The organism is Paenarthrobacter sp. JL.01a (assembly GCF_025452095.1).
GTDB lineage: Bacteria > Actinomycetota > Actinomycetes > Actinomycetales > Micrococcaceae > Arthrobacter.
Map to the genome: position 1 here is coordinate 3,310,791 of NZ_CP104877.1, position 23,271 is coordinate 3,334,061.

The following is a 23,271-nucleotide window of genomic DNA, read 5'->3' on the forward strand; positions in this document are numbered from 1 at the left end:
AACAACGGAACAGCGGGCTTTCCACGTCCTAGGGAACCAGCTCAATCCCGGCACCGGCAGCATCCTTGAACCGGGCATCGATGAGCACCACGTCACGCCCGGCGCGGTCCAGCAAACTCGCGGCAAGGCTGGCCCGGTAGCCTGTGGCGCAGTGCACCCAGGTCCTGCTTTCGGGCAGTTCGGTCATCCGGCCAAGGAGTTCGTAGACGGGCACGTTGACGGCATCCTGCACATGTGAAGCCTCGAACTCATCAGGCCTTCGGACATCCAGCACCACGTCATCCTGAGCGCGCTCCCTCAATAGGAGGCTCCAGTCGCCGTGCGGGTAGCTGGACCGCGACGCCCCGGGCGCCAGCTTTTCGGGTGAGGGCCCGACGGCGGCATCCGGACTTTCGATGCCGATCCTCGCCAGGTCACGGATCGCCTTTTCCACGTCATCGTGTGTTCCGAGGAGCGTGAGTGGCTGATTCCAAGGGATCACCCAGCCGAGATAGCTGGTGAAGTTGGAACCATTGCCGTACTCAAAGGCCACGCTGCCCTCCAGATGGTCCTCCGCGAAAGCAATCCGGTGCCGGAGGTCCACCACCCACTCGCCCGAGCGCAGCCGACGGGCCAGTTCAGCGGGCTCCACCGACTCCGGGACATCCAGATTCACGGGCGCAGGACCAGCGGAATTCAAAGGGCTCATGTGGGCGTAGTACGCGGGGTAGGCCGTGATGTTCGCCAGCAACTCCGCTACGAAGTGCTCTTCACTCGGGTCGGTCAGGGCGTGGTTGTGTGCTGACTGCTCTGCCAAGGTAGATGAATCCTGGTGGCTCGCAGGCCCAATGGAACAGAACGATCCGAAGCCGTGGGTTGGATAGAGGGCGGCCTCCGGGTGCGCCGAGTCCGCCAGTCGACGAACCGAAGAATACTGCGCGTGGGCCAAGGCCTCCGTGTCGCCAGGAGCCACCAGGTCCGTCCGTCCAACCGAGCCGTACAGCAAGCTGCCGCCGGAAAAGACGGCCTCCGTGCCGCCGTCGTCCGCTGCGTCACGCACCACGTACGCCAGGTGGGTGTGGGTATGTCCGGGAGTTGCGACCACCCGCACGGACAGGCGTCCCACTGAAAACACATCCCCGTCCGCCACCGGTGTCCGTGCAAAAGAGACGTGGTCCGCAGCGTTGACCACGTAGACAGCACCGTGCTTTTCCGCGAGGACCAGGCCACCGGTGACGTAGTCGTTGTGGAGGTGGGTCTCCGCCACGTGGGTGATCCGCACGTCCGCAGCAGTGGCGGCTGCCTCAACCCGGTCGATGTCGCGCTGGGGGTCGATCACCAACGCCACGGAGCCGTCGTGGACCAGGTAGCTGCGATCCCCAAGCTGGGGTGTCTCGATCACGACGACGTCCATACCCCCACCTTAAAACAACGCGGGGTCACTTAGGGCCCATCCGGAAGCTCCGAATGGGCCATAAGTGACCCCGCGTTGGTTTTAGACCTGGGCGGATACACCGTCGCGGGAGATGTTGACCATGTCCTCGCGCGGCACAACCTTGATGCGCTCACGGGTCACCTCAACGCCGTGCGAACCGCCGGCTTCGGTGGCCGCTGCGCCGAGGGCGAGCTCGTGGGCGTCCAGCGCCAGCCAGCCTTCCCAGCTGGTGAACTTTACGCCGCGGGCATCGAGCAGATCCACGACGGCGTCTGCCGCAGGAACCTCGGCGACCGGCAGGTTTTCGCGGTCCTCCAGCAGGTACGTGACAGTCTCGAGGGCATCGCCCTTGGTGTGGCCGATGAGTCCGACGGGACCACGCTTGATCCAGCCCGTGGCGTAGAGGCCCGGGACGTGCTGGCCGTCGGCATCCAGGACGCGGCCGCCGTCGTTGCTCACGACGCCCTTCTTGTGGTCAAACTCGACGTCCGGCAGGGCAGAGCCGAAGTAGCCGATGGCGCGGTACACGGCCTGGACCGGGTAGTCGATGAACTCGCCGGTGCCGCGGGCGTTGCCCGTGCCGTCCAGCTCGGTGCGCTCGAACCTGATGCCGGCAACCTTGCCGGGGGTCTCGGCGGAGTCCACGATTTCCACCGGGCTGTGCAGGAAGTGCAGGTGCAGGCGGCGGGAAGCCGTGAGCTCGGAGAGGTCCTCGGGCTGCTCGGCGATCCAGTTGGTGAGCGTGCCAACCATGGTCTTGGTCTGGTTGTTGCTCTGAACCTGGCGGTCGGACTCTTCGTCGAACTCGAAGTCCTCGGCGTAGAGGATGATGTCGACGTCCTTGGAGTGCGAGAGTTCGCGGAGCTCCAGCGGGGTGAACTTGACCTGTGCCGGGCCACGACGGCCAAACACATGGACGTCAGTCACCGGGGAGTTCTTCAGGCCGGCGTAGACGTTGTCCGGGATTTCGGTGACCAGCAGGTCATCGGCGTGCTTGGACAGCATACGTGCTACGTCCAGCGCCACGTTGCCGTTGCCGAGGACCGCGATTTCCTTGGCATCCAGCGGCCATTCGCGGGGCACATCCGGGTGTCCGTCGAACCAGGAGACGAAGTCCGCGCCGCCGAAGGAACCCTCAAGCTCGATGCCCGGGATGTTCAGGTCTGCGTCCTTGATGGCGCCGGTAGCGAAGATCACGGCGTCATAGTGCTTGCGGAGGTCCTCGATGGAGATGTCCGTGCCGTAGTCCACGTTGCCGAAGAAGCGGATGTCGCCGCGGTCCAGCACCTTGTGAAGGGCGTTGACGATGCCCTTGATGCGGGGGTGGTCCGGCGCAACGCCGTAACGGATCAAGCCGTACGGTGCCGGGTAGCGGTCAAAGAGGTCGATGCTGACGCTGAGTTCTCCGCTCTTGACGGCTTCGCTCTTGGTCAGGATGTCAGCTGCGTACACGCCGGCCGGGCCGGAGCCGATGACGGCGACGCGGAGCGGACGGTCCGCAGAACCTACGGGGGTGCTAATTGACACGGCTGTGTTCCTTCTTGTTTTCAGTTGGTGCGGACGCGGGGACGGTTGGGGGTAATGGTGCTGTAGTCAGCGGTCTTGAAGTGCTCCGGGGCGAAGGGGCTGACGCGGACCACATCGCCGATCACAATCACCGCCGGATTTGCCACGCCCACGGCTTCCGCCTGGTCCGCAATGCTTCCCAGGGTGCCGATGGTGACGCGCTGTTCCGGCAGATACCCGTTTTCTACGATACCTACTGGAGTGTCCAAAGGCAGACCCGAGCTGGCCAGCGCAGCCGCGGAATCACGCAATTGCGCCACGCCCATGAGCAACACCACAGTGTGATCGGGTCGTGCCGGGACTTCTGACAGCTCCTCATGGCCGGTGACCACGCTGAAGCCCTTGGCCAAGCCACGGTGCGTCACCGGGATGCCCGCGGCAGCGGGAACTGAGATCGCCGACGTCACGCCGGAGACCACTTCAACCTCGACGCCGTTCTGCCGGCAGAATTCTGCTTCCTCGCCACCGCGGCCCAGGACATAGGGGTCGCCGCCCTTGAGGCGGACCACCCGGTTGCCCTTGAGGGCCTCTTCCACGAGGATGCGGTTGATCTCAAGCTGCGGTACAGGGTGGTGGCCGGGGGTCTTGCCGACCTCGATCACGCGGACGTCGGGAGCCAGCTCTTTGAGCAGCCCGCGCGGACCAAGACGGTCTGCAACCACGACGTCGGCCTGGCCCAGCAAGCGCCGACCACGGACGGTGATGAGTCCCGAGTCGCCAGGACCGCCGCCAACCAAGGCGACGGACCCCATGGAACCTGCGCTGTCCGCTTTCCGGTGCCGCCGCAGCGGCAGGTCGCCGGATTCCAGGGCAGTGGCAACTGCGTTCCGCAAGGCCATGGCGCGGCGCGGGTCTCCCCCGGCATTGATGGCGATTTTGACGTCGTCCACTTCGGCCACGGCCGGTGTCCAGGCAGCGGATGCCTCGTGGTCCGAAGCGTTGACGCACCAGATGCGCTGCGCCTCGGCGTCGGCCGCTACCCGGGTGTCAACAGCGGCAGTGCCAGTCGCCGTCTGAACGAACCAGACGCCGTCGAGGTCGTCAGTGCGGTACTCCCGGGCCTCCCAGGTGAGGAGCCCCGACGCCGCCTGCGTGCGAAGTATTTCGGTGGCAACGGGAGCGACGACGGTGACTTTTGCACCGGCGTCGAGCAGTCCCTTGGCGCGACGCTGCGCGACGGATCCGCCGCCCACAACCAGCACCGGGCGGCCGAGCAGCCTCAGCGCGGTGGGGTAAATGTCCTGTATTGCCATGAAAAAACTGTAGGGCGGCGCCGTAATATGCTTCAAAGGCCCGGACACAACCGGTAACGCTGGGTAATCCGGCGTCACAAAAAGTTTCAAAGCCTCCGGCCGATTAGAAGACCGACCAACCCGTGCGAGTGGTGAATTCGTCCAATGCGGCCACCCCGGCCACCGAGTTTCCGGATCGTCCCAGCCCCGGGCTCCACACGCTGATGGCGCACTTGTTCGGGACCACGGCCACGATCCCGCCGCCCACGCCGCTCTTGCCCGGCAGGCCCACCCGGTACGCGAACTCCCCTGCAGCGTCGTAGGTGCCGCAGGTGAGCATGACGGCGTTGATCCTCTTCGTTTGAGCCGGTGACAACAAGAGGCTTCCGTCGGCACCCAGGCCGTTGGAGGCCAGGAACCGGGTGGCGAGCGCCAAGTCCTCGCACGTCATGGCCAGGGCGCACTGCTTGGCGTAAGAATCCAGGACGTCTTCAACCCGGTTTTCGAGGTTGCCGCAGCTGGCCAGGAAATGCGCCAAGGAGGCATTGCGATGGCTGTTGTCCAACTCCGATGAGGCCACCCGGTGGTCTGTATCGATGCTCGTGTTGCTGCTTTCCTGCCGCATCAGATCCCGCACAGCGTGCGCGGCGTTGCCCGTCAGGCTCAGGAGCCTGTCCGTCACCACGATCGCGCCGGCGTTGATGAAGGGGTTCCGGGGAATCCCGTCCTCGCTCTCCAGCTGGACCAGTGAATTGAAGGGGTTGCCTGAGGGCTCGCGGAAGACACGCTTCCAGATGTGGTCCCCGTCGGAGGCCAGCACCAAGGCGAGGGCGAACACTTTGGAGATGCTTTGGACGGAGAACTCGACGTGGGCGTCTCCGGCCGAGAACACCTCCCCGTCCTTGGTCACCAGGGATATCCCGAACTGATTCGGATCCACAGCCCCGAGCTGGGGAATGTAGTCGGCCACAGTGCCTTGACCCACGTGCGGCTCGACTGCTCCAACGATGTCTTCGAGGAGATTCTGAATGTCCATCTATACCTTTACTGGCTTCGTCAGCCCCCTCCTCATTGAAGGGGCTTTCACGTGCAAACGCGGCGTTCCCGCAGCGAGGCACAGCCAATAAGAGTACCGGCGTTTCAGGACCTCCGTGGACGCCGGACGGACAGGTTACACAGCGCGGCTGGCGCTCCACCCGAACGCCGGGGCGATGTGCTTTGCCACGTTGCCCAGGAGCTTGGCGTTGTAATCGACGCCGAGCTGGTTGGGCACGGTGAGCAGCACCGTATCCGCAGACTGGACCGCGGAGTCCTTCGCCAACTCTTCCGCCAGCTGGTCCGGTTCCCCGATGTAGCTCTTACCGAAACGGGACAACGCGCCGTCGAGAATTCCGACCTGGTCCTGGCTGTCCGCTTGGGCGCGGAGGCCGAAGTAGTGGTTGTCGACGTCGTCCACAATGGGGATCACGCTGCGGCTGACGGATACCCTCGGTTCGAAGTCATGGCCGGCAGCTGCCCAAGCTTCGCGGAACATCCGGATCTGCTCGGCCTGGAGTTCGTTAAAGGGCACACCCGTATCTTCGGTGAGAAGCGTCGAGCTCATGAGGTTCATCCCCTGTTCTGCCGCCCACACCGCCGTCTTGCGCGTGCCCGCACCCCACCAGATGCGCTGCGGAAGGCCCGGCGATTGAGGCTGGATCGGGAGCAAACCCGTGGCGCCGCCGGAATAGTGCGGATCCGCCTCCGCCACGCCGTGACCTGCAATGGCTTTGCGGAACAGAGCCGTGTGGCGGCGGGCCATGTCTGCGCCGTCCTCGCCATCGGCGGGGACATACCCGAAGTTCGCGGCACCGTTCCGTGCGGGCTCGGGTGAACCACGGCTCACGCCCAGTTGCAGCCTGCCGTCACTGATGAGGTCCGTGGCTGCGGCTTCCTCGGCCATGTAGAGGGGGTTTTCGTAGCGCATGTCGATAACGCCGGCACCCATCTCAATACGGCTTGTCCGCGCGGCGATGGCACTCAGGAGCGGGAACGGCGAAGCCTGCTGGCGCGCGAAGTGGTGCACACGGAAGAAAGCTCCATCGATGCCCAGTTCTTCCGCGGCAACGGCGAGGTCAATCCCCTGCTTCAGGGCCTCGCCGGCAGTGGGAACCAGGGAGCCTGGGACGCGGGCCCAGTGGCCGAAGGACAGGAAGCCGATCCGTTTGTTGTGCATGCCCGTCACAACACTGGTGAGTGCCGGTGCATTCCTCAATCGGCCCGTCGATAGTGCATGGCGACCGCGCCGTTACTCAATGGCTCGGCGGAAAGCAACTTCAGGCGCCGGGTGCTGCCCAGTCCGTCCTGGTACAGGGTGGGTCCGTGACCGGTAATCATGGGATGGATCAGGAACTTGTACTCATCAATGAGGTCCAGCCGGTCCAACTCCGTGGCAAGTTTCCCGCTGCCTACGAGCACGCCAGCCGGAGTGCTGTCTTTGAGTTCCTGCACCGCCGCACGGAGGTCGCCGGTCAGGTGGTGGCTGGCCGTCCACGGGAAGTCGCTTCTCGACGCTGAGACGACGTACTTGGGCTTTGTCTCCAGCGTCACTGCCCAGTCCTTAAGAGATTGCGGGGCATCAATTTCACCGCTGGCGACGGCCGGCCAGTAGCCCTCCATCATTTCGTAGGTGGTCCGGCCCCAGAGCATGGCGCCGCTCTCCTCCAGGAGTCGGGTGAAGTGGGCATGCGTCTCGTCGTCGGCGATGCCCTCCCGGTGGTCAACGCAACCATCCAGGGTGACGTTGATGCTGAACGTTAGGAGGCCCATTTGGCGATTCTAGGCGTTCAGAAGGGAATGCGCAGCGGATAAACCTGCATCAGAGGCGAAACACAGACGCTGCAATGCAATGGATACCCTCCAGGGGTATGCTGCTATTGTCCGAAGAGCTGCGGGAGGTGGTGGGAAACCGTGAACAGGCTGACATTCCTGGATGCCGGCGCCACCATCCGACGCCGGGTCCCGCTCCTGTTGTTGGTGGCTGCCGTCATCGCGGGCATCTTCGGAATGCATGTGGTTTCGGGCTCGCACGCCAGGCATTCGAACAGCACGGCGGGTGCTGTGTTCCATCACGAGCACGGCCCAGCTCAGCACCTCCAGACATCCTCGCCTGCCGACGCCGAGCAGTGCACATCGGGCAGCTGCTCCTGCGCGCAAACCGGCAACGCCAACTGCACCCCTTCGCACAAAACAGGCTCCCTGGCCGCACCGCCTCCAGGTGACGCCGTTGTGGTCACTGCCACGGCCACGGCTCCCCGGGACCCCAGTCCGTCCTGGTCCTACCGACCAGCCGCACCCACCCCCCGGCAACTGAGCATCAGCAGGACGTAAGCAGCTGAATGGGTCGCCGTGCGGCTACCCGTCTACCCCCCGGGCCATGGGCTGGGGAACACATCTGCTTACCCTTGGCGGCACCAATGAGCCGCCTGAATTGGCAAAGGACCATTCACTGATGAATAAAACACGCTTTACTGTCGCTTGGGCTGCTCTTGCGGCCCTGATCGCCTTGGTCGGCTGCACTCCGAATTCCGGCTCCGGTTCGATGCCGGGCATGGATCACGGGATGTCGGGACCTCCGGCCAGCTCTTTACCAAGCCACGGCACCGCGGGCAGCTCTGATTCAGCCCACAATGCAGCGGATGTCATGTTCGCCCGGATGATGATTCCGCACCACGCCCAGGCCGTCGAGATGTCGGACGTGATCCTGACCAAGAAAGATGTTCCGTCCGCCGTGACCGCCTTGGCGGTCCGGATCAAGGCGGCCCAGGCACCCGAAATCCAGAAGATGACGGCCTGGCTGGAGGGCTGGAGTGAGCCCACGATGGGGTCCTCAGCGCACGCAGGCCACGGCATGGACGGCATGGTGGGCGACGCTGAGCTGCAGAAACTCAAAGAGGCCCAAGGCACGGAAGCAGCCAGGCTCTATCTCTCCCAGATGATCGCGCATCACGAAGGTGCTGTGACCATGGCCAAAACCGAGATCAGCCAGGGCAAATCCACCGAGGCCGTGCAGCTTGCCAAAGACATCGTGGCTGCGCAGGAGCAGGAGATCCAGGACATGAAGGCCCTCCTCGCCGGCCTCTAACGCTACGGTTCCGTAAACGCCCGACGGCGGGAGGCCGCCGTCGGGCGTTGCTTGTTAAGGGGGTTAGCGGCTGCTGCCCGCCAGCAGGCCACGGCGCTGGAGCAGGCGCTTCTCGATCGGGCCGAACACGAGCAGTTCGATGAGAATGCCAACGAAGAGGATCAGGAGGATTGCGGACATGACGATCGCCATGTCTGACAACGCGCGGCCCTGATCCAGCAGGGAGCCGAGGCCAAAGCCGATGGTGCCGCCCACTGCGATGATTTCAGCGGCCATGAGGGAGCGCCAGGAGAAGGCCCACCCCTGCTTCAAACCACCGATGTACCCGGGAAGGGCCGCCGGGAGGATGATCTGCAGGGCCATCTGCAGCCGGTTCGCGCCGAGCACCGTGCCGACGCTGCGGAACTGCGGCGGGATTTGGTCGACGCCGGAGATGAGGCCGTTGATGATGGACGGGATGGCACCCATGAGCACCACGAAGTACACGGTGGCGTCCGTCAACCCGAACCAGATGATGGCAGCAGGAACCCAGGCCACGGATGGCAGGACCTGCAGACCTGAGATGAGCGGCCCAAAAGCACGCCGAAGAGGTGCAACCTGTGCCAGCAACAGGCCAATCGGCGTTGCCACCACGACGGAAATCAGGAAGCCGATCAGACCGCGTTGCAGGGAGGTCCAGACCGATTCCTGGACCTTGCCTTCACTCCACAAGACGCCCAACTGGGTCAGTACATCCAGCGGCCCCGGGACCTGGTCGCGGCGCTTGAGACCTAAGGACACGTAGAACTGCCAGGCCAGAACAAGGACCACGAGCGCCACGATCGGCAGCAGGATGCGCTTCCACTCGATGCCGCGTTGACGGCCAACGTCCGACTGCAGGTTATCCAGACCCGCTTCAAGGTCGCGAAGTTCGGAGGGGTTGCCTTTGATGGACGGCGAGGTGATGTGGTTCTGGTCGCTCACGGGGAGGGTCCGCTCTTCGGTGGTCTGGTTACTTGGCATGGCGGCGGATCTCCTCGCGAAGTCGTCGGGTAATGACGCCGGTCAGCTCCCCTGCGCGGCCGGCATCGGTGCGGTGTTCCTCAGTGACTTCCCATTCGGCCACGACCCGGCCTGGGCGCGAGGACAGCAGCAGTACCCGCTGGCCCAGGCGCACGGCCTCGCGGACGTTGTGGGTGACGAAGATGATGGTTCGCCCGGTTTCCTTCCAGATCCGCTCCAACTCATCGTGAAGAAGGTCTCGGGTGATGGCGTCGAGCGCGGCAAACGGCTCGTCCATCAGGAGCACCTGCCGGTCCTGAGCCAGCGAACGGGCAAGGGCCACACGCTGGCGCATGCCTCCGGACAGCTCGTGTGGGCGCTTGTCGCCGGCTCCTCCAAGGTGGACGAGCTCCAGCAGCTCGGTTGCCCGCGCACGTCGGCTCGCCTTGCTGCTCGACTTGTCGGCCAGCTGAAGGGCCAGTTCGATGTTGCCTCGTGCGGTCAGCCACGGGAACAAGGCTGAGTCCTGGAACATGAACGCCGCACCATCGCTGGGGACTTCCAGAGCGCCCGACGTCGGCTGCTCAAGTCCGGCGATGATGTTCAGCAGGGTGGACTTGCCGCAGCCGGACGCACCGAGGAGGGCGACAAACTCGCCCTGCCCGATCGTGGCGTTGACGTCGTCCAGGACGGGAGCCCCGTCGCCGAAGCGTTTGCCCAGGTTCTCCAGTACAACTGGCATGGTCCCGTCCTTCGTTTGTTGTTCGTCAAGCTGGTACTGCCTAAGCCGTATCCGGGGTCCGGATGCGGCCAAAGGCCGGCCCGCCCCGTGCGGGGCGGACCAGCCTGTTACTGCTTAGTCCTGGCCGAGACCGGCGGCGGAGGTCTTCTTGCCCTCCACCTCGTTCAAGGCGCGGAGGTCGAAGATGCCGTTGATGTCGGCGGTCTTGGTGGTGCCTGCGTCAACGCCGTCCTGGAGGAGCTTCTTGTACGTTCCTGCCAGGGGGTCGGTGGTGAACTTGATGTTCTGCAGCGCGCGGTCGATCACGTTGGCCGGGAGCGGCTTGCCCGCGGTGTCCTTAAGGACTGCGTTGATGGTGCTCGCCTTTTCCGAAGCAGAAGCGGAGTTCAGCCAGTTCACGGATTCGACGTGGCCCTTCAGCAGAGCCTTGACGGTCTCCGGGTGTTCAGCTGCGAACTTCTTGTTCACGATCAGGATGGTGGTGGTGAAGTCACCCTTGTCCCACAGGTCCTTCTCGTCCACCAGGACCTTCGCACCGGCTTCGAGCACCAGGCGGGAGGCCCAAGGCTCAGGCAACCACGCGCCGTCGAGCTTTCCGTCTTGGAAGAGCTTCAGGGTCTGGGCGTTTTCGGTCGGGTTGATGTTGACGTCGCCGCTGCCGTCGGGGTTGGTCTTGTAACCCTGGTGGCCGAGCCAGGCGCGCAGTGCCACGTCCTGGGTACCGCCGAGCTGCGGCGAAGCGAGCACTTTGCCCTTGAGGTCGGCTGCGGAGTTGATCTCCGGCTTGACCACCAGCTGGGCGCCACCGGAAGCCGCGCCGGCGATGATGCTGATGGATTCGCCGTTGCTCTTGACGAAGGAGTTGATGGCCGGGTTCGGGCCGATGTACGTGGCGTCGATTGCTCCGGCGTTCAGGGCTTCGATCGCGGCGGGGCCGGCGTTGAAGACCTGGGTGCTGAGCTTGGTGTCGCCGAGTTCCTTGGCAATGAAACCCTTGCTGGTGCCGACCAGGGCCGGGCCGTGGGTGACATTGCTGAAGTAGCCCAGCTTAAGCTCCGCGGCCGGCGAGGTGTTGGCAGCCGGTGCTGCCTGGTTGTTGCTGTTCGAGACGACGGAGGCTACGGCTGCGCCTGCGCCGATCAGCAGGACCAGCCCAACGGCCAATCCGATCTCCAGGGTGCGGCGGCGCTTGTTCTTGGCGGGGGTCTGGCCCGCGACGATGCGGGTGGTACCGGGTTTCGGTGACTCGGGAGTGTTCGACATGGGGGTCCTTAGGAGATTTTTGGGATGCGAAGCGGGGCGAAGATCAGGCCCCTAACATCGCCCATCGAGGGCAAGGAAGGACCGTTCCGGAGTGGTCATGAGTTCACAGTAGGGACTGTCATATTTCGGCTTCAATCCCGTAGAAATCAAGGTTCATGAAGGGTCACTTGGCGTCATATTGGCCGAAAGGGCTTCAATGTCCTTCGGGTTCGTACGGCAGCAGCCGCCCAGCAAACGGGCTCCCAGGCCAAGCCACTCCCCCGTGTTGCCAGCCAGAGTTGCGTCGCCCCGCAGCCCTTCCGCCGGTCCCCACGTCTTGGTCACGGCGTCATACGTCTCCCCCGAATTCGGGTACGCCACGAGCGGTTTGTTGGCGGACTTCCGGAGGTTGCCCAGCGCCGGGGCCACAAGGTCCAGCGGCACACAGTTAACCCCGACGGCGGCCACGCGCGGTTCCGCGCTGAGCAGCTCAGCCACGTCCGCAAGCGGTGTTCCGTCGCTGATGTGCGCACTGTCCCGCAACGTGAACGTGAACCAGGATTCGACGTCGAACTCCGCCACGAGCGCCAACAGCGCCTCCGCTTCGGCGTACGACGGCAGCGTCTCGCAAGCCAGGAAGTCCGCGCCCGCTTCAACCAATGCGGCGATGCGGGGCCGGTGGAAGTCCCGAAATTCCGCGGGAGAAAGCGTGTAATCGCCCCGGTACTCTGAGCCGTCGGCGAGGTAGGCGCCGTACGGTCCCACCGAGCCGGCCACCAGCAAGGGCCCCGAGCCGGGGTTGGCCGCGAGGTACTCCTGGCGGGCCTCATTGGCCAACCGGACACTCAGCGAAACCAGCTCCAGCGACTCCTCCACGGACAGACCGCGACGCGCGAAACCCTGCGGCGTCGCCTGGTAGCTGGCGGTGATGGCGACGGAGGCACCGGCGTCGAAGTAGTCGCGGTGCACCTGCTTGATCAGCTCCGGCTGCTCCAGCAGGACCTTGGCGGACCAGAGCGCATCCTCAAGGTCGCAACCGTGGGCTTCTAATTCGGTGGCCAGGGCTCCGTCCAGGACCAGGTCCTTGCCGGCGTCCATGAGGGTGCTGAGCGTGGTGTTGCGGGGCATATGGCCTTCCCAAAAAAGAAACCGCGGCTTGTTCGAACATCACGCTCCACAAGGGAGGGGCAGCGAACAAGCCGCGGTTTTGTTGCTGTCTGTGTCCTTAGATGACGTAACGTTCGTCTTCGTGGTCACCGGGGTGGTCCTTGACCAGACCGGCGGCCAAGGTGTTGCCGTCAATGGGGTCAATCACCAGGAAGGCACCCGTGCGACGGTGGTGCAGGTAGTTCTCCAACGGCAGGGCCGCGGCGAGCCGGAGCTGCGCGTTTCCGATGTCGTTGAGTTCCAGCGTTGACGTCGGCTCCACGGCAAACGTGGCCAGGTCCAGCTTGCCGGTGACGTTGCGGACCAGTGCCTGGACCGTGCGCGTCCCGTGCTTCACCAGGACCTTCTGGCCTTCGCGGAGGGGCTTCGGCGACAACCATGCCAATGATGCGTACAGGTCAGCCGAGCTTTCGCGGACGGTTCCGGCCGCGGCGATGGTGTCTCCACGGGCGATGTCGATCTCGTCAGCCAAACGTATGGCCACGGACTGCGGCGCAGCGGCCTCTTCCAAGGACTGGCCCGCGAAGTCGATGCCCACCACGGTGGTGACGCGCGGTTCGTGGCCCGGGCTGATGACGGACACTTCGTCACCGACCTTCACGGAGCCTTCGGTGATCTGCCCGGCGTAAGCACGGTAGTCACGGTACGCCTCCACGTCGAGTCCGGCAGCAACAGCATCAGGGGCCAGGGCACCTTGCGGCCGGATGACCAACTGCACCGGGAAACGGAAGCTTTCCAGTTCGGCTTCGAGCTCATCGGCGGCCGGGAGGGTTTCGAGGACCTCCAGCAGCGCAGGACCGGTGTACCAAGGAGTGCGCCCGGAGCGGTCCACCACGTTGTCGCCGTCGAGGGCCGAGACCGGCACCACCAGCAGGTCAGCGACCCCATCGGAACCCAGGCCGAGCTCGCGGGCCACCTTCTGCACGTCGGCCTCGATGTCGCGGAAGACCTGCTCGCTGAAGTCCACGAGGTCGATCTTGTTCACAGCCACGATCACGTGCGCCACGCGCAGCAACTGCAGCACGGACAGGTGGCGGCGGGTCTGCTCCAGCACGCCCTTGCGGGCGTCGATCAGTACGACGACGGCATCCGCAGTGGACGCGCCCGTCACCGTGTTCTTGGTGTACTGAACGTGGCCGGGGCAGTCCGCCAGGGTGAAGCTGCGGCGGTCCGTGGCGAAGTAGCGGTAGGCCACATCGATGGTGATGCCCTGCTCGCGCTCTGCACGCAGGCCATCGGTCAGGAGGGCAAGGTCGATGCCCCCCTTGTCGCCGCCAAAGCCGCGGTCCGCGGAGGTGCGGGCAACGGCGTCGAGCTGGTCAGCCAGGATGGCCTTGGAATCGTGAAGGAGGCGGCCCACCAAAGTGGACTTGCCGTCGTCGACCGATCCGGCTGTAGCGAAACGGAAAAGGGTGGTGGGCAGGGCTGTCTCCAGCCCGGCAGCCAATGTTTCGGTGCTCATTTAGAAGTAGCCGTCCTTCTTGCGGTCTTCCATGGCTGCCTCGGAGATGCGGTCATCTGCTCGGGTGGCGCCACGTTCGGTCAGGGTGGAGGCAGCGACTTCAACTACGACGTCGGCCACGGTGCGTGCGTCTGACTCGACGGCACCTGTGCAGGACATGTCGCCCACTGTCCGGTAGCGGACCAGCTTGGTGATGACGTCCTCGTGCGGAAGCGGCTGGGAGACCTCGCCCACTGCACGCCACATGCCATCGCGGGCAAAGACCTCGCGTTCGTGGGCGTAGTAAAGGCTGGGAAGCTCGATGTTCTCACGCTCGATGTAGCGCCAGATGTCCAGCTCGGTCCAGTTGCTGATGGGGAACGCGCGGACGTGCTGGCCCACGGTGTGGCGGCCGTTGTACAGGTTCCACAGCTCGGGACGCTGGTTGCGCGGATCCCACTGGCCGAACTCGTCGCGGAGGCTCAGGATGCGCTCCTTGGCACGGGCCTTGTCCTCGTCGCGACGACCACCGCCGAAGACGGCGTCGAACTTGTTCTTCTGGATCGCGTCCAGCAGTGGAACCGTCTGCAGCGGGTTGCGGGTGCCATCTGCGCGTTCGGCCAGTTCGCCGCGGTCGATGAATTCCTGGACGGAACCCACCACAAGCTTCAGGCCCAAGCGTTCCACCGTGCGGTCGCGGAAGTCGATGACCTCGGGGAAGTTGTGCCCGGTGTCCACGTGCAGCACGGGGAAAGGCACCTTGCCCGGCCAGAATGCCTTGGTGGCCAGGTGCAGCATCACCACGGAGTCTTTGCCGCCGGAGAACAGCAGCGCAGGCTTCTCGAATTCGGCGACAACCTCGCGAATGATGTGGATGGCCTCGGACTCGAGGGTGTCCAGTGAGCTGAGACGCTCGACCGAGGGGGCGTCTACTGCCGCTGCAACTTCCACCGTGGACTCCTCTGTTGTGTACGTGCTCATGTGTGTAGTCCGCATTCTGTCTTGTCGGATCCTGCCCAGCGGCCGGCTCGGGGGTCTTCGCCCGGGGCCACTTTGCGGGTGCAGGGCTGGCATCCGATGGACGGGTAGCCCTGGCTCAGGAGGGGGTTGACGGGGAGGATGTTGTCCTCGGAGTACTCCAGCAGCTGATCGAAGGACCAGTCCACCATCGGGTTCACCTTGACCAGGCCGAAGCCTTCATCCCAAGTGACCACCGCGGTATTCGTGCGGGTGGGGGCTTCGTCGCGGCGGACGCCGGTGAACCACACTTCGTAGCCCGCCAAGGAGCGGCGCAACGGCTGGACCTTGCGGAGGGCGCAGCATTGGGCAGCGTCCCGGGCGAACAGGTCCTTGCCCCGCAGGCGGTCCTGCTGCTCGACGGTGTTCTCCGGCAGGACATCCACCACGTTTACGCGCAGGTTGGCAGCTACTTCGTTGCGGGTGTCGTACGTTTCCTTGAAGTGGTAGCCGGTTTCGAGAAACAGAACGTCGACGCCGGGAAGCTGGTCCGCCACCAAGGCCGGCAGCACGGCGTCGGCCATGGAGCAGGCAACGGTCACCGCGGGCAGCTCGAAGTTGCGCGCAACCCAGGCAATGGCTTCCTCGGCAGTCGCGTTCCAACCAAGCTCCGCGGCACCGGCCTCAGCCAATGCTTTGAGTTCTTCGTGGGACCGCAGCGTGCGGACGGCCGGAAGCGTCTGGGGATCTGTCATTGGAGGTCTCCTTCATCTGCTGAGTGTGCCCACTCAGCGAAGGTCTGGCCCTCAGCGCCGACGGCGACGAACTTGCGGACCACGCGCTCCACGTAATCGGGCAGGTCTTCCACCGTGACCTTCAGGCCGCGGACGGTACGTCCCAAACCTGCTTCCTCGCGCTCGTTGTTGGCCAGCCCGCCACCAAGGTGGACCTGGAAACCCGGGGTGGGGTCGCCGTCGGGCGTTGGCAGCATCATGCCCTTCAGGCCGATGTCGGCCGTCTGGATGCGGGCGCAGGAGTTCGGGCAGCCGTTGATGTGGAGGGACAGTGCCGAGGGCAACTGCTTTGTCTCCACGAGGTCGGCCAGGCGGCGTTCCAGTTCGGCGATGGCGGTGGCAGCGGTGACCTTGGTTTCGACGATGGCCAGCTTGCAGAACTCGATGCCCGTGCAGGCGATGGTGCCACGGCGGAACACAGACGGCCGGGCGGACAGACCCAGGGTGTCCAGTTCGGAGATCAGCGGTTCCACCTGCTCCTTGGCGACGTCCAGTATGACGAGCTTCTGGTGCGGGGTGGTCCGCAGCCGGTAGCTGCCGTGCTTCTCCAAGGTGTCCGCGAGCTTCACGAGTGCCTCGCCCGAGGTACGGCCAACCGTCGGCGCAACACCGATGAAGAACTTGCCGTCCTTCTGCTCGTGGACGCCGATGTGGTCGCCGGGGGCGCTGGCCTTCGGAGCGGCGGGACCATCGGGAAGCTTGAAGCCGAGGTATTCGTCCTCGAGGATCTGGCGGAACTTGGCAGGACCCCAGTCGTTCATCAGGAACTTGAGGCGGGCCTTGGTGCGCATGCGGCGGTAGCCGTAGTCACGGAAGATGCTGGTGACACCCAGCCACACCTCAGCGGCAACATCGGCCGAGACAAAGACACCGAGGCGTTCGGCAAGGCGGGGGTTGGTGGACAATCCGCCGCCGACCCAGAGGTCGTACCCAGCGCCGAGTTCGGGGTGGACAACGCCAACCAGGGCAAAGTCGTTGATCTCGTGCACCACGTCCTGGGACGGGTGGCCGGTGATGGCGGTCTTGTATTTACGCGGCAGGTTGGCCAGCTCGGGGTCGCCGATGAAACGCTCGGCGAGTTCGTGGATGAGCGGCGTTGGATCGATGATCTCGTCCTTGGCGATGCCCGCAACCGGAGAGCCGAGGATAACGCGCGGCACGTCGCCGCACGCTTCGGTGGTGGAGAGGCCAATGCCCTCAAGACGGCGCCAGATCTCGGGCACGTCCTCCACGCGGATCCAGTGCAGCTGGATGTTCTGGCGGTCCGTCAGGTCGGCTGAGCCGCGGGCAAAGTCCACGGAAATCTGGCCGATGACCCGCAACTGCTCGGTGGTGAGTGCACCGCCGTCGATACGCACGCGCAACATGAAGTACTTGTCTTCGAGCTCGTGCGGTTCAAGCGTGGCGGTCTTGCCGCCGTCGATCCCGGGCTTGCGCTGCGTGTAGAGGCCCCACCAGCGGAAACGGCCGTGCAGGTCCGTGCCGTCAATGGAGTCGAAGCCCTCTTTTGAGTAGACAGACTCAATGCGCTCACGGACGTTCAGCCCGTTGTCTTCCTGCTTCCAGGTCTCGTTGGCGTTGAGCGGCGTGGTGCCATCGACCTTCCACTGGCCGTGGGGCTTGGCCGCCGGACGGGTGCGTGCTGGGCGCGAAGGGACTGCGGCGTCAGCGGACGCACCGGCTACAGCTGTATCTGTCATACATCGACTGTAGGTCTGGCCAGATTTGGCCAGCAAAGGTCTGGAAATGTTGAGTCACCTAGGGAAACATTTCGTCACGAACACGCCGACGGCCTTGTTCCGGGGCGCTGGATATGCAGGTCCCAAAAGCCTCGATTTCCTTGCAAACAAAGGTTAGGAGAGGCTTCCCAGCACTGCGTCGTAACGCTCCAGCGCAATCTCCGCCAGAACCGTCGAAGGAAGTAATGGAGCCGCCACGACATCGGCGCCGGCCTTGGCGAGCTGGTCATGGAAATAGCCCGTGGCCAACAGGTAGGACGCGACAAAAACGCGACCACCGCTCCCGGCGAGCTCAGCACGCAAGGAGGCGACGCCGTCGGGCACTGTCGGCTGGGCGCTGGCGCCATAGGCGACCCGCACCTTGTTCGGCAGCAGCTCAGCGAGCAAACGCGCCTGCTCCTCCGAATCGACCGACCCGTCCGGCAGCGAGGATCCAGCGGCAGCCAGCAGGACGCCGTCGTTCTCCTGCAGCCCGGCGTTGCGCAAGTGGGTGGCCAGCAGCTCCGCCAGGCGCGGATCGGGACCAAGCGGCCGGGCGGCCACCACTTCGGGCCGGCTCTTGATCGCTTTGGGCACGTCCACCTTGATATGGAAGCCGGTGGAGAGCAAAAGCGGTACGACGACGGCGGCAGTCCCCTCGGGCAGGCCCTCCACCACCCCGGACAATTCGGGCTCCTGCACGTCCACGTAGGCCTCCAGGACCCGAAGCCCGGGACGGAGTTCCTCGATGTCGGCCATGACCTGGCGGATGGCTGCCTGCCCCTCGGCGTTGCGGGTTCCGTGGGCACAGGCGATCAAAACGGGGCTGTTCATGGGAGCTAGCGTAACGTTGAGCCAGCACCTGTTGTGAAGCACGTTAAGAAAGAACCAGTCCCCTTGATTTCCTTTGACATTGTTCTTCTCTGGCTTGACCTCATCGGTGTGTTCTTTTTTGCCGTCTCGGGGTCCTTGCTGGCTGCCCGGAAGCAGTTCGACTTCGTTGGTTCCATCCTGCTGGCCTCCATCGCAGCACTTGGCGGCGGCGTGATCCGCGACATCGTCATCAACGCCGGTCCGCCCATCGCCTTCACAAATCCCGCCTATCTGGCGCCTCCACTGCTCGCGGCGATGCTGGTCTACTACCTGTTCTCCTCTGTCCAGCGCTTCACCTCGCTGTTGACGCTGTTCGACGCCGGCGGGCTGGCTTTGTTCTGCATCACCGGCACCCTCAAGGCAATCAGTGCCGGCATGAATCCCGTGGCGGCGATCCTGCTGGGCGTCACCACGGGAGTGGGCGGTGGCCTGCTGCGGGACATCACGGCGAACGAGATCCCTACCCTGTTCAACAACCGCGATATCTATGCGCTGCCTGCCTTTGTCGGGGCGGGTCTGACCACGTTGCTGTGGCACCTCGGGCTCTTCAGCGGGCTGACGGCCTGTGTGATCGCCGGGATTGTTTTCGCCTTCCGGGTCACTGCCTGGCGACGCGGCTGGTACGTGCCGTTGGCGGTCCGTGGTTGGCACCGTGCCGGGAGCGGCGGAGGCGCAATTTCGGGCGCCCGGGATTAGCTAGGATAAGAGCATGACTGACATGTTCCTCGAGAAGTTCCGCGCGCTGGTCCCAAAGTATCTCGAGGATGAATGGCAGGAAGAAGACGGCCTTACGCCGGAGGAACTGGACGACGCCCTCGCTGAACACTCCTTCACCATCCCGATGGTCCTGCGCGAGTTCTACCTTGCCATCGGCGGTTGCGAGGACCTCATGGAGGCCTACCACTACTTCTGGGACCCCGAGGAACTCGAAGTCGATGACGAAGGCTTCCTCATGTTCCTGGAGGACGAGGACGAACAGTTCACGTGGGGCTTCCGCACCGCCGACCTCAACATCCCCGACCCCATCGTGTGGCGCCGCAACAACGCCCGCGGCCAGTGGAAGAGCGAGGAAGGTACGTTCTCCGAGTTCGTGTTCGACATGTTTGAGTGGGCGTTCAACGACGAAGACTAGGTTTTCCTGCTTTGCCAGCCCCCGCGCAGCCGATTGGTTGCGTGGGGGCTGTTTTTGTGTGGCGCCCCGTACCGCCACTGGCTTCCTGACCCTTTTTTGACCCGTAGCCGGCGATCGACACCCATTTTTGGTTGATATAGGGGGTGAGCCGTACTAAAAGAGGGTCATGACACCGCGGGCCAGCGGCAAGCGGCTCGCATGCTTGCCAAAAGGAATGGCCCCGGCTCGCTGCAACGTTACGAGTCATACGCTGCACCGAACCGGGACCACAATCTCCGTTCGCATCAGACCCACCGGAGGCATTTAGTGGATCCGTGAATAGCTTATGACAAAGCTGTCACATTTACAACTCTCGGAGTAAACCAATTTCCCGGCTCCGCAAGCCTGTTGACGAACGCAGCGACTTGTCCACATATGAATGATCCAGTGCTGAGTGCTCACGGGCAGGCCCGGACGATGGCTTGATGGATCTGATGGAGTATGTTCGCTTTCGCCATGGGACCGCCAGGACAGCAGACCTCCGGCGGGCGGGATTCTCCGAGCGGATGCTGGCTGCTGCGGTTGCAAAGGGAAGCCTCCGCCGCATCAAGCGAGGTGTTTATACTGCGCCGGGGGCAGACCAAGCCGTACTGGGCGCATTCCATTCAAACGGGCGCTTGACCTGCATTTCGGCTGCCCGCTTCCACCGGCTCTGGACCTTGAAGCCGCCACCGGAAGAACTCCACGTCAGTTGCGGCAACGGGATTCCACGAACCGGCGTCGTCGACCATGCCCCGTGCACCCACCCGCCGCACCCACACCTGCCGGTTGCCGGGGTGGCCGATGTCCTGCTTCACGCCCTGCGTTGCCTTCCCGAACTTGAAGCCTTGGTCCTTGTACAGAGCGCGGTCAGCCAAGCACTTCTCAGCCCCGCCTTCCTGAACTCAAAACTGCCCGGAAAGCGGAACGGCCGGGCCAGAGCGGTACTCGACCTGGTAATCCCCCGTGCGGATTCTTTGCTGGAAGTCCTGGCGCATACACACTTCGTGCGAGCTGGGGTATCCGTACAGATGCACGTCGATATTCCAGGCGTTGGAGAAGTCGATTGCCTCATCAACGGGTGTCTGATTGTGGAATTGGACGGCGGCACTCATGTGGAAGGCAAGCAGGTCAAGAAGGACCAGTATCGGAACAACGCCAGCTTGCGGGGAGGACTACTGGTGCTGCGCTATTACTATGCGGATGTCGTTCATCGCCCGGAACGCATGGTGGCGGAAGTCCTGGATGTCCTGAAAATGAGGGAGAACGGACGATATGGACCCAGGAGCCCGTGGCCTGCTGACCTCTTTTAAGAAGGCCACGGCCCCCTTGCCACCCATCGAGGGTGCATAGGGGCCGTGGCGCTGTAAAAAGAAGGTCAGGAACCCGCGCTGCAGAAGGGAACTTAGCTGTTGCGGTCCACCACAGCGTGGGCAAAGTTGGTCAGGGAGTCCTTCACGACACCCTCGGGCAGCGGGGCAAGGGCTGCAACGGCTTCGGCTGACCACTGGCGGGCGATCTTCCAGGACTCGCTGGTGACAGGGTGCTCACGCAGGCCGGCCACGGCCTCAGCCAGCGCCGGATCGGAGGACAGGTCGCCGTCGATCAGTTCAAGAAGGGCGACGGCGGACGCGTCACCCGCCGCTGCGTCACGGCGCAACAACAGAACCGGCAGGGTGGGGACGCCTTCGCGGAGGTCCGTGCCCGGGGACTTGCCGGACTTCACCTTTACACCGGTGACATCAATGACGTCGTCGGCCAGCTGGAAGGCGACGCCAACCTTTTCGCCGTACTCAACCAGCACGTCCTCGTATTCCGGAGCAGCGCCGGCGAAGATTGCACCGAGCTGGCCGGAAGCTGCAACCAAGGAACCGGTCTTGTCGGCAATCACCGAAAGGTAGTGCTCCACTGGATCTTCATCTTCCCGCGGCCCCACGGTTTCGTGCAGCTGGCCAAGGCAAAGCCGCTCAAAGGTGCGGGCCTGGATGCCGAGAGCCCGGGATCCAAGCTCGGAAACCAGGATGGAAGCCCGTGCAAAGATGAGGTCGCCGGTCAGGATGGCCACGGAGTTGCCCCAGACTTCGTGGGCAGTGGGAGCTCCACGGCGGAACGGCGCGGAGTCCATCACGTCGTCGTGGTAGAGAGTGGCAAGGTGCGTAAGCTCAACGACAACGGCTGCCTGGACAACCTCGGGACGTGAGGCGTCGCCCAGGTGTGCGCACAGCAGGGTCAGCAGCGGGCGGATCCGCTTGCCTCCGGCTTCCACCAGGTGCCGCGACGTCGCGTCAGCCAAAGGGTCGGAGTTGGAGATCGCTTCGCGAAGCTTCTTCTCCACGCGCGCAAGGTTGTTGGTGATGGCCGGGCCAAGCTCGGCGTCGCCTGCGATGGCAGCAAAACCTGCGGGCAGCTGGAGCCCCGTTGCAATGGCTGTGGTGTTCAGGGAAGGCTCGTTGGAGTCCGGCAAGCCGTGCCCGGCATGCGTCCAGCTGTGTTCGGCAGAGTTCGTCACGGGTTAACCCTAACTAGTTGTTGCGGAAACCGCGGTGTCGGAGCATGCCTGCGTCAGGGCGCGGGCAGAGGAAGTGTTGGACGTTGCCGGAACCAGCATCTCAAGGACCCGGATCACGCGGTCTTCGAAGCCCTTCGCGGACGGGTCGGTCAGGTTGGCGAGCATACGCACCACAAAGCGCATCAGGACCGGAATGGGCATGCCCGTCCGCAGAGCAAGCTTCATCACTGCAGGCTTCCCAATCAGCGTCGCAAACATCCGTCCCAGCGTGAAGTGCGAGCCCCACTGGTCTCGCACGTAGTCCGCGTACCGCGAAAGGTGGGCATCGGCGTCGTGCGTGGACCAAGCCGCAGAAGCCGAACGGGACGAACAATCAATCAGGAACTCAGCCGCGAACCGGGCCGACTCCATCGCGTAGGAGATGCCTTCACCGTTGAACGGAGACACCATGCCACCGGCGTCGCCGAGCAGCAGCAGCCCGGGTGAATAGTGCGGCGTGCGGTTGAAGCCCATGGGCAAGGCCGCACCACGGATCTCCCCCACCTGGTTTTCCGGGGTGAAGCCCCACTCGGAGGGCATGCCGGCGGTCCATTCGCGCAGGACCTGCTTGTAGTCGAGCTTGCCGAACTCCTTGGAGGAGTTCAGGATGCCAAGGCCCACGTTGGAGGTGCCGTCGCCGACGCCGAACACCCAGCCGTAACCGGGAAGCGGCTTGCCGGATTTGCCGGGCAGTTCCAGCCAGCCTTCCATCCAGTCGTCCTCGTGGCGCGGCGAGGTGAAGTAGGTCCGCACCGCGACGCCCAGCGGCCGGTCGTCGCGCTTGTGCATGCCCAGCGACACGGCGGTTCGCGTCGAGTTACCGTCCGCGGCGAGTACGACGTCGGCATGGAAGTCGCGCTGTTCGCCCGTCTTGCGTCCGGACTCGTCAAGGATCGCTGCGCGCACACCGATGACACGACCGGCGTCGTCGGTCAGCGCTGAGGTGACGCTGTGGTGTTCGAGCACCACGGCGCCGGCAGCCTGGGCGTGACGGGCAAGGTCCTCATCGAAGCCCAGGCGCGTGCGGATCAGGCCATAGGTGGGAAAGTCCGCGACCTCAGGCCAGGGCAGTTCGATGGTGCGGCCGCCGGCAATGAGGCGAAGACCCTTGTTGCGGCGCCATCCCTCGTCAACGGCGTGGGGCAGGCCAAGCTTCTGGATCTCGCGGACGGCACGTGGAGTGAGGCCGTCTCCGCAGACTTTCTCGCGGGGAAACGACGTTTTTTCCAGCACAGTGACGTCGATGCCCGCTTGGGCGAGGTAATACGCGGCTGTGGACCCGGCAGGGCCCGCGCCGACAATCAGTACTTTCACGTCGTCCTA

Annotated in this window: 22 protein-coding genes; 5 read left to right on the plus strand and 17 right to left on the minus strand. The window is 64.2% G+C overall.

Going from position 1 to position 23,271, the window contains the following annotated elements; all coding sequences use genetic code 11:
* Nucleotides 1–28 precede the first annotated feature (28 nt).
* The 6 genes from N5P29_RS15570 to N5P29_RS15595 form a co-directional block, all read right to left on the minus strand.
* Entirely contained in the window at nt 29–1,393 is a 1,365-nt protein-coding gene (locus N5P29_RS15570; protein WP_262275718.1) for an MBL fold metallo-hydrolase, read from the minus strand.
* 81 nt (nt 1,394–1,474) lie between these two features.
* On the minus strand, nt 1,475–2,941 hold the full coding sequence (locus N5P29_RS15575) for an FAD-dependent oxidoreductase (RefSeq protein WP_262275719.1): 1,467 nt from the start codon (nt 2,939–2,941) through the stop codon (nt 1,475–1,477).
* A gap of 20 nt (nt 2,942–2,961) precedes the next feature.
* Nucleotides 2,962–4,233: a uroporphyrinogen-III C-methyltransferase gene (cobA, locus tag N5P29_RS15580; RefSeq protein WP_262275720.1), complete on the minus strand. Its 1,272-nt coding sequence runs from the start codon at nt 4,231–4,233 to the stop codon at nt 2,962–2,964.
* Nucleotides 4,234–4,336: 103 nt separating this feature from the next.
* Nucleotides 4,337–5,248 carry a glutaminase gene (locus N5P29_RS15585; RefSeq protein WP_262275721.1) on the minus strand — a complete coding sequence of 304 codons (912 nt, stop codon included), beginning with the start codon at nt 5,246–5,248 and terminating at the stop codon, nt 4,337–4,339.
* Between the two features lie 135 nt (nt 5,249–5,383).
* Nucleotides 5,384–6,427, minus strand: coding sequence for an LLM class flavin-dependent oxidoreductase (locus tag N5P29_RS15590; protein ID WP_262275722.1), 1,044 nt, complete (start codon nt 6,425–6,427; stop codon nt 5,384–5,386).
* 35 nt (nt 6,428–6,462) lie between these two features.
* Nucleotides 6,463–7,020 (minus strand): dihydrofolate reductase family protein, encoded by a 558-nt coding sequence (locus N5P29_RS15595; protein WP_262275723.1) that lies wholly within the window; start codon nt 7,018–7,020, stop codon nt 6,463–6,465.
* Between the two features lie 141 nt (nt 7,021–7,161).
* On the opposite strand from N5P29_RS15595, the gene N5P29_RS15600 reads away from it, so the two are divergent.
* Nucleotides 7,162–7,581 carry a DUF6153 family protein gene (locus tag N5P29_RS15600; RefSeq protein ID WP_262275724.1) on the plus strand — a complete coding sequence of 140 codons (420 nt, stop codon included), beginning with the start codon at nt 7,162–7,164 and terminating at the stop codon, nt 7,579–7,581.
* 121 nt (nt 7,582–7,702) lie between these two features.
* Nucleotides 7,703–8,335, plus strand: coding sequence for a DUF305 domain-containing protein (locus N5P29_RS15605; protein ID WP_262275725.1), 633 nt, complete (start codon nt 7,703–7,705; stop codon nt 8,333–8,335).
* A gap of 63 nt (nt 8,336–8,398) precedes the next feature.
* Here N5P29_RS15605 and N5P29_RS15610 read toward each other — a convergent pair whose 3' ends face one another.
* From N5P29_RS15610 to N5P29_RS15650, 9 genes are all read right to left on the minus strand, one after another.
* Nucleotides 8,399–9,337, minus strand: coding sequence for an ABC transporter permease (locus N5P29_RS15610; RefSeq protein ID WP_262275726.1), 939 nt, complete (start codon nt 9,335–9,337; stop codon nt 8,399–8,401).
* Nucleotides 9,327–10,058 carry an ABC transporter ATP-binding protein gene (locus N5P29_RS15615; RefSeq protein WP_144659293.1) on the minus strand — a complete coding sequence of 244 codons (732 nt, stop codon included), beginning with the start codon at nt 10,056–10,058 and terminating at the stop codon, nt 9,327–9,329. The genes N5P29_RS15610 and N5P29_RS15615 overlap by 11 nt, the downstream gene beginning before the upstream one ends.
* Before the next feature lie 114 nt (nt 10,059–10,172).
* A complete protein-coding gene (locus N5P29_RS15620; protein ID WP_262275727.1) occupies nt 10,173–11,321 on the minus strand; it encodes an ABC transporter substrate-binding protein in 1,149 nt (382 codons plus the stop codon).
* 153 nt (nt 11,322–11,474) lie between these two features.
* On the minus strand, nt 11,475–12,428 hold the full coding sequence (gene mmuM / locus N5P29_RS15625; protein ID WP_262275728.1) for a homocysteine S-methyltransferase: 954 nt from the start codon (nt 12,426–12,428) through the stop codon (nt 11,475–11,477).
* Between the two features lie 97 nt (nt 12,429–12,525).
* Nucleotides 12,526–13,929 carry a sulfate adenylyltransferase subunit CysN gene (locus N5P29_RS15630; protein ID WP_262275729.1) on the minus strand — a complete coding sequence of 468 codons (1,404 nt, stop codon included), beginning with the start codon at nt 13,927–13,929 and terminating at the stop codon, nt 12,526–12,528.
* Nucleotides 13,930–14,889, minus strand: a complete 960-nt coding sequence (cysD, locus tag N5P29_RS15635) for a sulfate adenylyltransferase subunit CysD (protein ID WP_144659289.1) — start codon at nt 14,887–14,889, stop codon at nt 13,930–13,932.
* Nucleotides 14,886–15,620, minus strand: coding sequence for a phosphoadenylyl-sulfate reductase (locus N5P29_RS15640; protein ID WP_262275730.1), 735 nt, complete (start codon nt 15,618–15,620; stop codon nt 14,886–14,888). Before N5P29_RS15640 ends, cysD begins: the two co-directional genes overlap by 4 nt.
* On the minus strand, nt 15,617–17,359 hold the full coding sequence (locus N5P29_RS15645) for a nitrite/sulfite reductase (RefSeq protein ID WP_262275731.1): 1,743 nt from the start codon (nt 17,357–17,359) through the stop codon (nt 15,617–15,619). Before N5P29_RS15645 ends, N5P29_RS15640 begins: the two co-directional genes overlap by 4 nt.
* 153 nt (nt 17,360–17,512) lie before the next feature.
* Nucleotides 17,513–18,211 (minus strand): sirohydrochlorin chelatase, encoded by a 699-nt coding sequence (locus N5P29_RS15650; RefSeq protein WP_262275732.1) that lies wholly within the window; start codon nt 18,209–18,211, stop codon nt 17,513–17,515.
* Between the two features lie 63 nt (nt 18,212–18,274).
* Here N5P29_RS15650 and N5P29_RS15655 point away from each other — a divergent pair, with 63 nt between their 5' ends.
* The 3 genes from N5P29_RS15655 to N5P29_RS15665 all read left to right on the plus strand — a co-directional run bounded on the left by N5P29_RS15655 (nt 18,275) and on the right by N5P29_RS15665 (nt 20,713).
* Nucleotides 18,275–18,946 (plus strand): trimeric intracellular cation channel family protein, encoded by a 672-nt coding sequence (locus tag N5P29_RS15655; RefSeq protein WP_262275733.1) that lies wholly within the window; start codon nt 18,275–18,277, stop codon nt 18,944–18,946.
* Nucleotides 18,947–18,959: 13 nt separating this feature from the next.
* Nucleotides 18,960–19,382 carry an SMI1/KNR4 family protein gene (locus N5P29_RS15660; RefSeq protein ID WP_262275734.1) on the plus strand — a complete coding sequence of 141 codons (423 nt, stop codon included), beginning with the start codon at nt 18,960–18,962 and terminating at the stop codon, nt 19,380–19,382.
* A gap of 464 nt (nt 19,383–19,846) precedes the next feature.
* The gene (locus N5P29_RS15665; RefSeq protein ID WP_262275735.1) at nt 19,847–20,713 is read left to right on the plus strand and encodes a type IV toxin-antitoxin system AbiEi family antitoxin domain-containing protein; all 867 of its coding nucleotides are present in this window, start codon (nt 19,847–19,849) and stop codon (nt 20,711–20,713) included.
* 92 nt (nt 20,714–20,805) lie between these two features.
* Here N5P29_RS15665 and N5P29_RS15670 read toward each other — a convergent pair whose 3' ends face one another.
* Both N5P29_RS15670 and N5P29_RS15675 read right to left on the minus strand, forming a co-directional pair.
* A complete protein-coding gene (locus tag N5P29_RS15670; RefSeq protein ID WP_262275736.1) occupies nt 20,806–21,909 on the minus strand; it encodes a polyprenyl synthetase family protein in 1,104 nt (367 codons plus the stop codon).
* A gap of 9 nt (nt 21,910–21,918) precedes the next feature.
* Nucleotides 21,919–23,262, minus strand: a complete 1,344-nt coding sequence (locus N5P29_RS15675; RefSeq protein WP_262275737.1) for a geranylgeranyl reductase family protein — start codon at nt 23,260–23,262, stop codon at nt 21,919–21,921.
* Nucleotides 23,263–23,271 lie beyond the last annotated feature (9 nt).